We start from the raw sequence: 14,455 nt of genomic DNA, 5'->3' as shown, positions 1-14,455 counted from the left end.
TAACGGCGCATGCTGCCCCCGGAGATCGACGATGTCCGCCACGCCGCAGTCCGTTCCTGCTCCCGTCCGCGCCTCACGGCACCCTCTCGTTACCGTGCTGTCGCTACTGCTGGTCGTACTCGGCCTGGTCATCGGCGGGCTCGGCGCGTGGCTGCTCAGCCTGGGCGGGTCGGCGTACTACGCCATCGCCGGGGCCGGCCTTCTGGCCAGTGGCCTGTTGTTGTTCGGCAATCGCCGCAGCGGCGCGCTGCTGTACGCGCTGGTGTTCGTCGGCACGCTGCTGTGGACCTGGTGGGAGTCGGGCAACGACTACTGGCGCTGGGTGCCGCGGCTGGGCCTGGTGACCGCGCTCGGCATCGTGCTGGCGCTGCTCGCGCCGACCCTTCGCGAACCGGTTTCAAAGCGCCTGTCGCGCAGCGTGGCGGGCGTCCTGATGCTGGTGTTCGTCGCTGCCTTCGGGTTGGCGTTCGCACCGCATGGTGAAGTGGACGGGCACCAGCCGTTCCCGGAAGGCGCGGCCAGCGCCGGACTGGAACCCACGCGGGATACCACCGGCCTGCAACCGGCCGACCAGCCTGCCGAGGGAGACTGGCCGGCGTGGGGGCGCAGCAATGCAGGCACCCGCTATTCGCCACTGCAGCAGATCACCCCGGCCAACGTGGCCACGCTGCAGCCCGCCTGGCAGTTCCGCACCGGCGATATGCCGAAGAAGCGCTGGGGTGCGGAAACCACGCCGCTGAAGATCGGCGACCGCCTGTACCTGTGCACTGCCCGTAACCGCCTGATCGCGCTCGACGCCGCCAGTGGCAAGGAAGTGTGGCGCTTCGATCCGAAGGTGAAGGACGCCTCGATCCCGTACACCGCCGCCTGCCGTGGTGTGAGCTACTACGAGCAACCGGCAACGCCGATCCTGGCCGATGCCACCCTGGCCGATGCCGCGGCCGATCTGGCGTTGCCCGAACCGCCGCCCAGCGTGAGCCGCAGCGCTGCACCGGGCAGTCGTCCGGCGTGCTGGGCGCGCATCATCGAAGGCACGCTGGACGGGCGCATCATTGCAGTGGATGCAGATAGCGGCCGTCCCTGCGCGAATTTCGGCAACAACGGCCAGGTCGACATCACCCTCGGGATGGGTGAGGTGCCACCCGGCTACGTGTCGATCACCTCGCCCCCGGCCATCGTGCGCGGCGTGATCGTCACCGGCCACCAGGTGCTGGATGGTCAGCGCCGCGACGCGCCATCGGGCGTGATCCAGGCGTACGACGCGATCACCGGCAAGCTGCGCTGGGCGTGGGACATGGACCAGCCCGAGCGCAGCGGCCTGCCGCCGCATGGGCAGACCTACACGCGCGGCACGCCGAACATGTGGACCACCGCGACCGGTGATGAGGCGCTGGGGCTGGTCTATCTGCCGCTGGGCAATTCTGCGGGCGACTACTGGAGTGGCTCGCGTACGGAAAACCAGAACCGCTATGCGACGTCGCTGGTGGCGATCGATGTGGCCACTGGCAAGCCGGCCTGGCATTTCCAGGCCGTGCGCAAGGATGTGTGGGACTACGACCTCGGTTCGCAGGCCAGCCTGATCGACTACCCGACGGCGGCAGGCAAGGTGCCGGCGATCCTGCTGCCGACCAAGCAGGGTGACATCTACATTCTCGACCGCCGCAACGGCCAGCTGCTGACCGCTGCCGAAGAGCGCAAGGTGCCGGTCGGCGGTGTCGAACCGGAACAGCGTTCACCCACCCAGCTGTTCTCGCTGTACCACACGCTGCGCCGCGAGCATGATCTGACCGAGCGCGACATGTGGGGCATCACCCCGATCGACCAGCTGATCTGCCGCATCCAGTTCCGCAAGGCCTATTACGAAGGCTTCTACACGCCGCCGAGCAGTGATCGCCATTCCATCGAATACCCCGGCTACAACGGCGGTTCGGATTGGGGCAGTGTGTCCATCGACACGCGCCGCGGCGTGATCGTGGCCAACTACAACGACATGCCCAACTACAACCGGCTGGTGCCACGTGCCGAAGCCGACCGCCTGGGCTGGCTGCCGCGCGAAAAGATCCGTGCCGACAGGGGCGGTGGCGAGGGCGCCGGCGATCCGCAGGTGGGAACGCCGTATGGCATCCAGGTCAACGCTGGCTGGCGGCTGCCGTTCACGGGTCTGCTGTGCAAGCAGCCTCCCTACGGCGGCATCCGCGCCATCGACCTGCGCACCGGCAAGCTGTTGTGGGATCGTCCGTTTGGCAGTGCGCGCGGCAATGGGCCGTTCGGCATCCGTTCCGGCCTGCCGATCGAGATCGGCACGCCGAACAACGGCGGTTCGGTGGTGACCGCCAGCGGGCTGATCTTCATCGCGGCCGCCACCGATGACCTGCTGCGCGCCATCGACCTGAAGACCGGCAAGGAGCTTTGGCATGCCAAGCTGCCCGCGGGCGGGCAGGCTACGCCGATGGTGTATGAACAGGACGGACGCCAGTTCGTGGTGATCATGGCCGGCGGCCATCATTTCATGGAAACCCCGAACGGCGATTACGTGATGGCGTTTGCGCTGCCGAAATAGCGGTTGCCGGCCTGAACATGGGCGACGGGGGCCGTGACCGATCTCGCTGCCCAGTGGTGCCGAACTGATTGCCGGCGATGCACGCTTTCTGAGCCCTGCGTATGCGCCCTGCATGGGGGCCGCGGGCACCGCACTGGAGGCCCGTCGTCGTTGTGTCGACGCTGAATTCAAGGTGCGCGACGATGCGCTCAACGCCGCCTACAGTGCGGCGCGCTCCACGCTGACCGTCAGTGATCAGCAGGTGCTGCGCGATCTGCAGCGGCAATGGCTGCGCCAGCGCGACAGTCGTTGCCCGGAAGGCGGCACGGCCGTTGCCCAGCTGGATTCACAGCAGTGCCGCACGCACATGTGCCGCGCCTGACAAACAGGGCAGGATCGTCCTGCGGCCCGGCGAGGGCAGGATCACGCCTGCATTGCAGGTGGTCTTCCAGGTGGCCGACTGCGGCGGCGCCGACAACGTGACGACCTGCCGGGTGAGGAGCATGGGCGTGACCCGTGGCGGGCGCAACGTGGCGGTCACGGACGTGCAGCCGCGCCTGACCCGCGCTGGCGCCGATGCCCAGGGTGCGGTGGCCGTGCTGCTGACCGTTTCGGATTTCAATGGCGATGGCGTGCCGGACCTGCAGGTGTGGCAGGACAACAACGGTGTCTACAACGTTCCGGTGCATGCGTTCTACCTGTTCGACGCCAAGGTCAACCGCTATGTGCGTGCCAAGGCATTGGAAGCGGCCATCGGCGGGCGCGACATCGACCGTATCGACAATGGGCGGTTCGTGCTGCGCGCGAAGGTCAGCCCGTGCGCGCACGAGGACAAGGTCATCCAGCTGCGCGGAACCGGGCCGCGCACGCTGCTGCAGCGCCGCTATGACACCTGCAGGGGCGAGGCCCCTACCGAATCGGACCTGCTGAAGTAGGTCTTTCCCCGACGAACGGATGCGTTCCGGAACTGGAGAGCTGAAGGATGAGCGAAGGCTATGGAAAAGGTGGGGTGGGCTTCGGCCTGACCCGGGACCAGTCGGTCGAGATGATCGTGCGTACCTGCATCGACAACGGCATTACCGTCCATCGGCAGATTGCCTATGTGCTGGCCACAGCGCAGCACGAATCGCGTGATTTCTCCGCGCCCGAGGAAGCGGTGCGGTACCAGATCGGCATGGGCGTGGAATCGCTGCCGCAGGAGCGGAGCGAATGGCATCGCATCGAGGCGTTCGCCGTCACGGTCGAGGTGTTGCGGCAGCGTCCCTAGCGTGGATGCAGCTGGGGGGACGACCGTCATGGACCTGGCCAATCTGCGGCAGGTGAAGCGGTTCCAGATCGTGGGCGCTGAAACGCCGGACAAGATGAAGCTCGCCCAGGCCTGCAAAGCGGAGCGCTGGTCTCACCTGCATTGCTGCAGCGGGCCACCACGGCGCAGAACCACAAGGGCTGGTATGGCTTGGTTTCGTGGTGCAGGGCGAGGGTAGGGAGCACCGGTACGGCCACGAAGACGGTGCGCCTGCTTCCCGCGAACGGCAGTCGACCAGCGGTCGACTCTACCCAATCAATGTTGCTCGGTTGGTGCCGGTACCCGCACCATCTTCGTCATCAAGTGTTCCACCACACCCGCCGGGTCCGCAGTGCGGCCGACATGCGTGCTCGACATCTGCACAACCGAGCTGCGCTTGGCGGTGAGGAAATGAAAGCGGGCGCGCGCGGGCAGCTGTGCGATCGGTCCGGCGCTGGCGTCGCCACGGCAGATGGCCACGATCGCATCCAACCACGGTTGCAACGCATCCTGATCAAGCGCTGGAGCGAACGCGTGCAGGCGTGCCGGATCGATCTCGATGGCCGCTTCCAGATGGCGCGCGCCGGGGCAGGAGACGATCACTCCGACGTTGATGAACTCCTCGCGTTCCACCCGCGGTACCACGCGGATGACCGCATAGTCATACGTGTGCAGCGTGGGCACGGACGGCCTCCTGCACGAACACCGCACGCACTTTCAGGCGGTGCTTGAGATAGTCGATGTAGCCTTGGCGATAGGCCTGCGGACTGTCGAATGCCGGCTCGTTGACCAGCCAGCTGTCCGGCACCAGGCCGACGATGCGCTCGATCTCGGCATCGCTCAGGCGCGCGGCCAGTTCGGTATCCAGCTCGGCGATGCGGCTGGCGAACGACAGCAGCACATGGTCGCGGATCAGCACGAACGGCTTTTCACAGGCATCGCCGGCATTGGCCCAGTCGTGGTGGAAGTACATCGCCGCGCCGTGGTCGATCAGGTACAGCTTGCGGTGCCACACCATCAGGTTGGGGTTGCGGGTGGTGCGATCGACATTGCTGGTGAACGCATCGAACCAGACGATGCGCGAGGCCAGGTCGGCGTCCACCGGCATCGCCGCCGGATCGTAATTGATCGCACCCGGCAGGTAGTCCAGGCCCAGGTTCAGGCCCTCGCTGGCGCGGATCAGCTCCTGGATCTCCGGGTCGGGCTCGGTTCGGGCGAACTCGCGATCCAGCTCGACGAACAGGATTTCCGGAATCGGCAGGCCCAGCGTGCGTGCCATCTCACCGGCAATCAGCTCGGCGATCAACGCCTTCGGGCCTTGGCCGGCGCCGCGGAACTTCAGCACGGCCATGCCGTCGTCGTCGGTCTCGACCACGGCCGGCAGGGAGCCGCCTTCCCGTAACGGGGTGATGTAGCGGAGGGCATGTACGGTGCGCATGGGCGCATTCTAGCGTGGGTGCAGGTACAACCCTCTGATCGGCGAGGACCGATTTCGGCCTTCACCTGTCCCTTCCGCCTGCGATGGCAGCATCGTGCTCCAGGAACCCTTGGGTTCATGGGCGCACTGGCACTCTCGATGCCGAGGCTTCGGGCTGGGCACCTGCTCGGCTGCCAGCGACGCGCACTGCGAAGCGGAAACCTCATCCACGATGTCCAGCAGGCTACGGAGGTGCACCGATGAGCGATGAATTCACTCCCATGCTGCCGCCCTTGGACGATGCCAAGGCGGAAGAAATGATCGGCAAGGTCGTACTGGTAGGTGTGACCCGCTATGGCGGCGACGGCCAGGTGAAGGGGCTGGAGCAGTACGCCGGCACGGTGTTGCGCATCAGCGCCGACGAGGGCGTGGTGCTGGCCGACGAGAATGATGGCCACGAGCGCTATCTGCCGCCGATGCTCGACCAGTACCTGCCCGCCGAGCCCGGCGAGTACCGCATGCGGAACAGTGGCATGATCGTGGTCGACCCCGATTACCTGACTGCCTGGGACCTGCACGCCCAGCAGTGACGACAGACCACACCTGGCAGATGCCGGTCCATTGCCGGCCTCTCCGGGCGTGTCCCACTTTGCCCCATCCGGCCACTAGCCCTTCCGGCCCATTCACGACAACCCCTGCGGTGCTAGATTCGGGACCTTGCCCGATTCCGGGTACCCATTCACACCCAGGGGATAAGGATGCTCATCCGTCGAACCTCTCTGGCGGCGGCCGTTGCCGTTGCCACCCTCGGCCTGCTGGCCGCTGGCCCGGCGCTTGCAGACTACGCGAAGCCGCCGGAGCACCTGCTCAAGGTGTTGAAGGCACCGCCGCCGCCGGCGCCGAACGTGGCCCCGGGTGGCCAGCGCCTGCTGCTGACCACTGCGCAGACCTACCCGTCGATCAGCCGTGTCGCCCAGCCGTACCTGAAGCTGGCTGGCGTGCGCCTGGAACCGAAGAACCGCAGCCGCCATGACACCCCCGGTGGCTATGGCATCCCGGCCTGCGTGGCCGACTTCACCCTGGTCGACATCGGCAGTGGCCAGCAGACCAAGGTCAACCTGCCGCAGGGCTGTGCCACCGGCGCGCTGTGGTCGGCCGATGGCAGCCACTTTGCGTTCCAGAACGCGGTCGATACCAGCGTGCAGCTGTGGGTGGGCGATGCCGCTACCGGCCAGGTGAAGCAGGTGCCGAACGTTCAGCTGAACCCGATTTTCGGCTACACCGTGCAGTGGCTGGGCGGCAGCCAGAACCTGCTGGTGAAGCTGGTGCCGGCCAACCAGGGCCCAGCACCGTCCAACGGTGGCGTACCGACCGGCCCGGATGCACAGGAGTCGCTGGGCAGCAGTGGCGAGAGCAGCACCTACGAAGCCCGCGATACGCTGACCAGCGTGCATGACGAGAAGCTGTTCGCTTATTACGGCGCCTCGCAGCTGGCCGTGGTCGATACTGCCGCCAACAGCGTGCGTCCGGTCGGGCAGCCGGCGCTGTTCAACGAAGTCAGCGCCGCGCCCGATGGCGTGCACGTGCTGACCGAATCGATCAAGGCGCCGTACTCGCATGCGGTGACCTACCAGCGCTTCGCCAACGACGTGGCCGTGCTGGATATCGCCAGCGGCAAGTCCACGCCGATCGCCAGCCTGCCGCTGGCCGACCGCGTGCCGGTGCACGGCGTACCGGAAGGCCCGCGTGGTTTCGACTGGCGTGCCACCGATCCGGCCACCCTGGTCTATGCCGAAGCGCTGGACAAGGGCGACTGGAAGGTCAACGTGCCGCATCGCGACCGGGTGCTGATGCTGAAGGCGCCGTTCAACGGCAAGCCGGTCGAGATCGCCCGCACCGCACAGCGCTTCGAAGGCTTCGCGTGGACTGCCGATCCGGCCGTGGCGTTCCAGTACGAGAACGACGAGAACCGCCACTGGATGCAGACCCGCATCGTCGATGTGGATCAGCCGAAGAAGGAAGGCCGCCTGCTGTGGGACATGTCCAGCGATGAGCTGTACGGCAACCCCGGCAACCTGGTCTTCACCCGCCTGCCGAATGGTGCGCAGGTCGTGCGCCGTGAGGGCAACCATGTTTTCCTCAGCGGCCGTGGTGCCTCGCCGCAGGGCGACCGTCCGTTCCTCGATCGCCTCGACCTGCGCACGCTGAAGAGCGAGCGCCTGTTCCGCAGCAGCGCCGATGCCTACGAGCAGTTCCTTGGTTTCAGCAATACGCCTGGGCGCTACCTGACCTGGCACCAGTCGGTGATCGATCCGCCGAACGCCTTCATCCGTCAGCAGGGTGAGGCGGTGGCCGATGCGAAGACCGGCGAGGCGCAGTTCGCGTCCACCGCGACCGCGCTGACCAAGCTGGTCGACCCGACTCCGGAAGTGCGCCAGATCAAGAAGCAGCTGGTGACCTACAAGCGTGCCGATGGCGTGGACCTGTCGTTCACCCTGTACACGCCGCCGGGCTACAAGGAAGGCCAGCGCGTGCCGGCGATCCTGTACGCCTACCCGGCCGACTTCGCCAACGCCGCGCAGGCGGGGCAGGTGTCCGGTTCGCAGCAGACCTTCACCCGCCTGCAGCCGTACCGCCTGATGCTGCTGGCCGGCTACGCGATCATCGACAACGCCTCGTTCCCGATCGTGGGTGACCCGAAGAACGCCTACGACACCTACCTGGAGCAGCTGGAAGCTGACGCCAGGGCGGCGGTGGACAAGGCGGTGGACATGGGCGTGGTCGATCGCAACCGCATCGGCGTGACCGGCCACAGCCATGGCGGCCTGATGACCGCCAACCTGATCGCCCATACCAACCTGTTCAAGGCTGGCGTGGCGACCAGCGGTTCGTATAACAAGACCTTTACCCCGTTCGGCTTCCAGAACGAGCGTCGCTCGGTGTGGCAGGCGCAGGACGTGTACCTGAAGGCCTCTCCGTTCTTCTATGCCGACAAGATCAAGCTGCCGCTGCTGCTGGTCCACGGCGAGGACGACGCCAACCCGGGCACTGAGCCGTTCCAGTCGCGCAAGCTCTACCAGGCGATCCGAGGCAACGGCGGCATCACGCGGCTGGTGATGCTGCCGAACGAACCGCACTGGTACACCGCGCTGGAATCGAACGAGCAGCTGGTAGCGGAAATGCTGAGCCGGTTCGACACCTACGTGAAGAACGCCAAGTAATGAGACGGGAAGGCCGCCCCAGGGCGGCCTTGCTGTATCGGGATGTGAGTGGGTAGACGGCCTGGATCCGGATGCGCAATCGGGAATCGGGAAGCCACCTGCCATGCGGCATCCGGGTCCACCCGGGCTGCTAAGCTGGGAGTGGAAACAAACCAGGAGACAGCGATGCATCGCAATGGGATGCGCGCCATCACTTTTGTCATCGCGACGCTGTTGGCCGGGATGACACACGGAGTGAAAGCGCAGGCTTTGCGGGCAGATGACCGCAGCTACTTTGGCAGCGCCTCCCAGGAACGTGAGGCGTGGCAGAACCTCGAGCGGAGGACCCATGCCCTCAAGGCACTTCATGCGCCGCCAGACGTGAGGTTCCAGCGGGCCGAACAGCTGTATGGCGAGTGCCTCCGGCACCATGGCTACCTGCATCTTCAGGCAGCGCGCAATGCCGACGATGCCCGGCTGGCCAACACCCAGGGCGAAGTCGCCAGCACATGTGGACGCATCGCGGCGATTGCCAAGCAGGCATTGCGTGATGCGCCCGCGCACGCTGCCTGGATCGGGCCGCATGCCGACCTGCGTGAACGGGCGTTGCGGGAGGATGTGCAGCCGGCCAATGCAGCGCTGGTGGATGCGGTCGACACGTTGGCTGACCCGGCGCTGGATAGCTTCGGGCGCCTGCACCGGCAGCTGCTGCAGTCGGCCCCCTTTGCGCGTTTCGAACATGAAGGCCGCACACTCGACAGCCGCACCGACGCGCGAGCCCTTTCCCGCCTGCCGGACCGTTCACTACGCGAAGCGGCATGGCGTGCCTACTGGCAGGGAATGGCGTCGCGGCGCAGCGAAATGGCAACGGTGCTGCTGGGCCTGGTCCGCCTCAACGAGCATGCGTCGGAACTGCAGGGCGATGGAACTGCGCCTGACCGCAGCTACCGGCACATGGGCCTGGATCAGGCCGCCGTCGCCGCGACACTGGCGGCGGTAGCGCGCCACGCGCTGCTGCGGCGGAACTACCAGCAGATGCAGTTGACCCATCTTGAGCGCATGGGCCAGGCGTCTCCACAGATCTGGGACATGGACCTGCCTGATGCGGGCTATATTCCTCCGCCGCTTGACCTGGCGCAGTTGCGTGATGCGGCGGCGGCATCAATGCAGGTGCTGGGGCCGGATTACGTGACAGGGCTGCGCGGGCTGCTCGATCCTGCGGGCGGACGCATGGATCTGGGCGGATCGGCAGGGCGGCGCGCGATGGATGCGTTTTCGATCAGCGCCCCCGGTGTGCCTTCGTTGCTGTTCGTTGGCCATCGCCAGGGCGATCTGGAGGGGGATGTCCAGATCGCTCACGAAGCCGGCCATGCCATGCATGGCCAGTGGATGCAGCGCGGCGGCGCATCATCATTCCAGCGCAACGGCAACAAGTGGTTGACCGAGGCCTTCGCCATCTACAACGAACTGAAGTTCCGCGATCAGCTCTACCGGCAGGCCAGTGATCCACGTGCCAAGGCGTATTACCTGAAGTCGTTGCTCGATGACATCATCCTGCAGCTGTTCGTATCGTCTGAAGAGGCCGATCTGGAGCAGTCCATCTATCAGGAGGTGGCCGCCGATGAGGTTGGCAACGCAGACGCGCTTGATACGCTGACGATGAAGGTACTGGGCAGGTATGGGGGCGCATCGGAGCAGTATCCCGAGCTGCGCAGCACCTGGGTATCCAAGCGGCTGATGTATGAGGATCCGCTTTACCTGGCCAATTACCTGTATGCAGGACTGATTGCGGTGCAGCTCTTCGCACAGGACCGGCAGGATCCGGAGGGATTCAGGGAGCGCTACCTGGCCGTCCTGGGCGAGGGGTTTGATCGCCCGCCGCAGCGGCAGGTCGAGCAGTTGCTGAATGTGAAGCCCGACTGGTCACGCCTGGTCGAGGAGGATCTGGACGTTTTCCAGCAGTACCTGGCGCAGCTGCAGGGACTGCACGCGGAAATCGAGCGCCAGCGCAGTCGCTGAACAGGCAACGGGGAACGCAGGCCTCGCAGGCGGCGATGCGTCTGCGTTTTGCCCCTGCGATGAACAAGAACCGGCTGGTGGCCGGCATCCTGTTGCTGCAGGTGCTCACCGCGACCGCCTGCATCACTGATATACCTTCCTGCTTGCGCAGCAATTGGAACACTCGCCTACGACACCGGACTGCAGGAGCAGGGGCTCGGCATCATCGAAACCGAGTTTGTCAGCAGCGCAGCTGCCAACGCCGCAGCTGCGGTGAAGGCGGACATGCAGGCGCTGCAGGATTACGCCGGTCTCTACGAGGTCAGTGAAGCCATCTGATGCTGACCTTCGTCGGCGCGCTCGCTGGCAGTGTGCTGGCATTGGCGTTGAATGTCTGGGTTTCGCGCTACTACGAGGTACCTCGCATCGATCCCGGGTACCTGGTGCTGGGCGTCGGGCTGGTGTTCACCCTGGGGCAGCTGGCTGCCTGGGTACCGGCGCGGCGGGCGGCGCGCGAGGCGCCCGTGGCGGTTCTCAACAGTACCGGATGGATCCGGAGGGTGACCTCGTGTCATTGGCCGTTGCGATTGCGTAACCATATGTGATGCGGGTGCCATGGCGTGCGGACGCTGCGATACGCTGCAGGCCTGTTGCTGTCTGCCACGGGTTTCACCTATGAAGTCCAAACGTGTTGTCGCAGTGTTGGCGCTGGTGATGACGCCGAGCCTGCATGGCCAATCACTCCCCTCCGAACTGGCGCAGCTGGGCATTGTCGCCGGCATGCCTTATGCCAAGGCCAAGCGCCTCATGGATGCGGCAGGGTGGCAGGCGAGTCCGGTCCAGCGCGCGCCTGAGTCACTCGAGGGCTTTCCGGAAGTTGGATGCCAGAAGGGCGCCAAGCAATGCGCCACGACCTTCGAAAAGGAAGGTCAGCAGATCGCGGTGCGGCTGGGCGTTACCCTGGCAGGGCAGCCGTTCGTGCAGGGCGTGGACTGAGCGCTCACTGCGTTCAGGCCAGCGGTAACCGGTCCTGAGCGTGCGACAGCCGATCGTGCAGCTCGCGCACATGCTCGGCCTTGGCATGCACCCGGGAGGTGTCGCCGAAGCTGCGCAGGTAGGTGCACGCGGCAAAGCCGGCACTCTTCTTTTCGTACTCGGCAATCCAGGCCAGTCGATCCGGATTGTTGGCCTGTTCGGCTGACCACGCGGCCACAGGCGGCCGGATGCGGTACTTCAGGCCGACGCGCCATGGCTTCGGTGTCAGTCGCGCACGGAAACAATGCTGCAGCCGGCACATGCGCGCGTACAGGGTGTCGGTGCCCAGTGCCTTGAAGAATGCCTGGAGCTGCTCGTCCTCCGGTGAGAACGTGGCATGCATCGCCAGCACGCGCAGCCCGGCGGGTGTGCGGTAGGCACGCAGGTGCCAATCGGGATGCTGTTCGCTGAAGGCGTCCACGCGTTTCAGCGCAAGCCCTTCAGCACCGCCGGCGGCGGCCAGGCGCTGCTTCCGCCGCATCAGCAGTGCCGCGTTGACCAGCAGCACTGCCGCCACGCCCAGTACCAGGCCCACCAGCCAGTGCCAGAGCAGGGTGCCGATGATGGCGCCGGCAAGCAGCACGATCGCAGCGACGATGGCCGGTATCACGCATCCGGCCGGTGGCTGCGCATGATCGATGTCGGCAAACAGCACGTCGGGGCTGTTGAGACACAATGCGCCATAGCTGTTGCGGGTGATGATGACATCGCCGTCGCGCTGCACGATCTGCTCGCGGATTGGCACACCCTCCACGCCATAGTTGCTGCGCACTTCGCGACGCGGCAGCACCTGCCCGGCGAGGATGGCATTGAGGGCTTCGTTGGCGCGGCGGTCGGCGTGGGCCTGGGCCTCGGCAGGTCCCTCATCGGACCAGCCGAAGCGGCGCACGACCACCGGCCGGCCACGGAAACGGGCCTGCAGGCGGGCTTCGGCCCAGTACGCGGGAACGATCATCATCGTGCGGTGCTCCATCATCCATGGCAGGTGCCTGAGTGAGTCTGGCACAGCCCCGAAGGGCCTGCATGTGCCCGCTGCGGTGGCCGGGGCGGAGTGATAGATTGCGCGCTTCGCATGCACTCCACCAAGGACGGAGCGATGTCCAGTTTCCTGCGTTGCCTGCTTGCCCTTGCCTGTGCCGGGGCGGTCGGCGTGGCACAGGCGGGTACCCCGCCGGGGCCGCAGATCCTCACCACCGATGCCAGCCGCTTCTACGCGCTCTACGACAGCACCGGCGGGAAGCCCAGCGTCGCCCAGCTGGCCGGTTACCTGGCCGAAGGCAGTACGGGCCTGGGTGAACTGGCGAAGGCGCGCCGGGTCACGCCCGAACGCATGGCCGAAGCCATTGCCAGCCAGCCCGGGGTGTATGCGCAGGGCCGCAGCTGCCTGGCGGAGCTGCCGGCGGTGAAGCAGCGCCTGGTGCAGGTGTTCGGCAAGCTGCAGGCGATCTATCCGCAGGCCGCGTTTCCTCCGGTGACCCTCGCGGTCGGCCGTGGTCGGCCGGTCGGGTTGACCTCGAAGAGTGGGGTGATCATCGGCCTGGAAGCGCTGTGTGCAGCCGATTTCATGAATCCCAACGTGCAGGACCGCTTCGTGCACGTGATCGCGCACGAGTACGTGCACATCCAGCAGACCGGCCTGAACGATTTCGAGCCCGGCGACCCGCATGCGACGGTGCTGCGTGTTTCGCTGGGCGAAGGTATCGCCGAATTCATCGCCGAATTGATTTCCGGCAACGTCGGCAACAGTCGCCATGCGGCGTGGACGCGCGGCCGCGAGGTCCACATTGAAAGCGCCTTTGCGCTGGATGTGGACAGTACCGATCTGTCGCCGTGGCTGTACAACTACAAGCCCGGTTCGCAGGAGCCCTATGACCTCGGGTACTGGGTGGGCTACCGCATCGCCAAGGCCTACTACCTGCAGGCCAAGGACAAGCGTGACGCGGTGCGCGCGCTGATCCAGCAGGACAACCCGAAGGCGATCCTGGCCGCCAGCGGCTGGACGCCCGGCATGTGGATGCCGGCCAAGGTGACCGGCGTGGCCGCGCGGTCTGCGGCGCGGTAAGCGCGAGGCCGCGCGCTAGACTGGCCCGGACATTCAAGGGAGAGACCCCATGCGTTCCTTGTCCGGCGGCCTGGCCGCAGTTGCCCTCGGTATCGCGCTGAGCGCCCACGGGGGGGCGGCCGAGATGCCCGCAATCAACCCGTTACTGCTGGAGCCTGTCGAAAGCCTGCGCGCGGACGAAGTGCGTTTCATGCAGCAGCGCTTGGCCGATTGGCCGCAGCTGCAGCACTATCGTGAAGCCAACGCGCGGCTGCCTGCGACGGTACCAAGCCAGCCGCGCGTGGTGTTCTTCGGTGATTCCATCACCGAAGGCTGGGGCAGGGAAGGCAGCGCATCGTTCTTTCCCGGCAAGGGCTGGCTCAACCGCGGCATCAGTGGCCAGACCACGGCGCAGATGCTGGTGCGGTTCCCGCAGGACGTGCTGGCACTGAAGCCGCAAGTGGTGGTGATCCTGGCCGGCACCAACGACATCGCCGGCAACACCGGCCCGACCACGCAGGCGATGATTGAAGACAACCTGCACGCGATGGTGGACCTGGCACGCGCACATGGCATCGCCGTGGTACTGGCATCGGTGCTGCCGGTCAGCGATTACCCGTGGTTGCCGGGCACGGCACCTGCGCCCAAGGTGCGCGCATTGAACGCGGCATTGAAGCGCTATGCCGATGCGAAGCAGCTGGTCTATCTGGACTACTACACGCCGATGACCAATGCCGCCGGAGGGCTGGATCCGCAGCTGGCCGAGGATGGCGTGCATCCCACGGCGAAGGGCTATGCGGTGATGGCGCCGCTGGCGGAGGCTGCAATCAGGCGCGCAATGGCGCCGGACTAGGCACAGCACCCGCAATGCACAGCGTCCAGCCCGTCGAGGTAAAATGGCCCTGGAGCTGGCCACGCAGCGTGGCCGCCAGGGACGATG

The 14,455-nt window shown here is 66.1% G+C and carries 14 protein-coding genes; 11 read left to right on the top strand and 3 right to left on the bottom strand.

The features are described from left to right. The first annotated feature begins 31 nt into the window (after positions 1–31). From ACSDHM_RS11540 to ACSDHM_RS11525, 4 genes are all read left to right on the top strand, one after another. Positions 32–2,560, top strand: a complete 2,529-nt coding sequence (locus ACSDHM_RS11540; protein WP_088497060.1) for a membrane-bound PQQ-dependent dehydrogenase, glucose/quinate/shikimate family — start codon at positions 32–34, stop codon at positions 2,558–2,560. 112 nt (positions 2,561–2,672) lie between these two features. Then, positions 2,673–2,921 carry a lysozyme inhibitor LprI family protein gene (locus ACSDHM_RS11535; protein WP_439426285.1) on the top strand — a complete coding sequence of 83 codons (249 nt, stop codon included), beginning with the start codon at positions 2,673–2,675 and terminating at the stop codon, positions 2,919–2,921. A gap of 58 nt (positions 2,922–2,979) precedes the next feature. Then, entirely contained in the window at positions 2,980–3,474 is a 495-nt protein-coding gene (locus ACSDHM_RS11530) for an XAC2610-related protein (RefSeq protein ID WP_409349625.1), read from the top strand. Positions 3,475–3,521: 47 nt separating this feature from the next. Further along, positions 3,522–3,806 (top strand): hypothetical protein, encoded by a 285-nt coding sequence (locus ACSDHM_RS11525; protein ID WP_072168137.1) that lies wholly within the window; start codon positions 3,522–3,524, stop codon positions 3,804–3,806. A 294-nt stretch (positions 3,807–4,100) separates the two neighbouring features. Here the strand turns inward: ACSDHM_RS11525 and ACSDHM_RS11520 are convergent, their stop codons facing one another. Then, positions 4,101–4,508 (bottom strand): DUF3037 domain-containing protein, encoded by a 408-nt coding sequence (locus ACSDHM_RS11520; protein ID WP_061480045.1) that lies wholly within the window; start codon positions 4,506–4,508, stop codon positions 4,101–4,103. Then, positions 4,486–5,262 (bottom strand): HipA family kinase, encoded by a 777-nt coding sequence (locus ACSDHM_RS11515; RefSeq protein WP_111127379.1) that lies wholly within the window; start codon positions 5,260–5,262, stop codon positions 4,486–4,488. Before ACSDHM_RS11515 ends, ACSDHM_RS11520 begins: the two co-directional genes overlap by 23 nt. Before the next feature lie 239 nt (positions 5,263–5,501). Here ACSDHM_RS11515 and ACSDHM_RS11510 point away from each other — a divergent pair, with 239 nt between their 5' ends. From ACSDHM_RS11510 to ACSDHM_RS11490, 5 genes are all read left to right on the top strand, one after another. Continuing rightward, on the top strand, positions 5,502–5,831 hold the full coding sequence (locus tag ACSDHM_RS11510; RefSeq protein ID WP_088497063.1) for a hypothetical protein: 330 nt from the start codon (positions 5,502–5,504) through the stop codon (positions 5,829–5,831). Positions 5,832–5,999: 168 nt separating this feature from the next. Further along, positions 6,000–8,462, top strand: a complete 2,463-nt coding sequence (locus ACSDHM_RS11505; RefSeq protein ID WP_439426284.1) for a S9 family peptidase — start codon at positions 6,000–6,002, stop codon at positions 8,460–8,462. 165 nt (positions 8,463–8,627) lie between these two features. Continuing rightward, on the top strand, positions 8,628–10,460 hold the full coding sequence (locus tag ACSDHM_RS11500) for a M3 family metallopeptidase (protein ID WP_439426979.1): 1,833 nt from the start codon (positions 8,628–8,630) through the stop codon (positions 10,458–10,460). A gap of 317 nt (positions 10,461–10,777) precedes the next feature. Continuing rightward, positions 10,778–11,044 (top strand): ABC transporter permease, encoded by a 267-nt coding sequence (locus tag ACSDHM_RS11495; protein WP_188240829.1) that lies wholly within the window; start codon positions 10,778–10,780, stop codon positions 11,042–11,044. Between the two features lie 70 nt (positions 11,045–11,114). Further along, a complete protein-coding gene (locus ACSDHM_RS11490) occupies positions 11,115–11,435 on the top strand; it encodes a hypothetical protein (RefSeq protein WP_072168131.1) in 321 nt (106 codons plus the stop codon). Between the two features lie 13 nt (positions 11,436–11,448). On the opposite strand, the gene ACSDHM_RS11485 is transcribed toward ACSDHM_RS11490, so the two are convergent. Continuing rightward, positions 11,449–12,432, bottom strand: coding sequence for a hypothetical protein (locus ACSDHM_RS11485; RefSeq protein WP_088497076.1), 984 nt, complete (start codon positions 12,430–12,432; stop codon positions 11,449–11,451). Between the two features lie 138 nt (positions 12,433–12,570). Here ACSDHM_RS11485 and ACSDHM_RS11480 point away from each other — a divergent pair, with 138 nt between their 5' ends. Next, entirely contained in the window at positions 12,571–13,536 is a 966-nt protein-coding gene (locus ACSDHM_RS11480; protein WP_439426283.1) for a DUF2268 domain-containing putative Zn-dependent protease, read from the top strand. Positions 13,537–13,585: 49 nt separating this feature from the next. After that, positions 13,586–14,368, top strand: a complete 783-nt coding sequence (locus ACSDHM_RS11475; RefSeq protein WP_088497067.1) for an SGNH/GDSL hydrolase family protein — start codon at positions 13,586–13,588, stop codon at positions 14,366–14,368. Positions 14,369–14,455 lie beyond the last annotated feature (87 nt).

The sequence above is a fragment of the Stenotrophomonas sp. T8 genome (genome assembly GCF_051853085.1).
GTDB classification, from domain to species: domain Bacteria; phylum Pseudomonadota; class Gammaproteobacteria; order Xanthomonadales; family Xanthomonadaceae; genus Stenotrophomonas; species Stenotrophomonas sepilia.
Note: the sequence above shows the minus strand (reverse complement) of the source record. Positions and strands in the feature narration are given on the sequence as shown.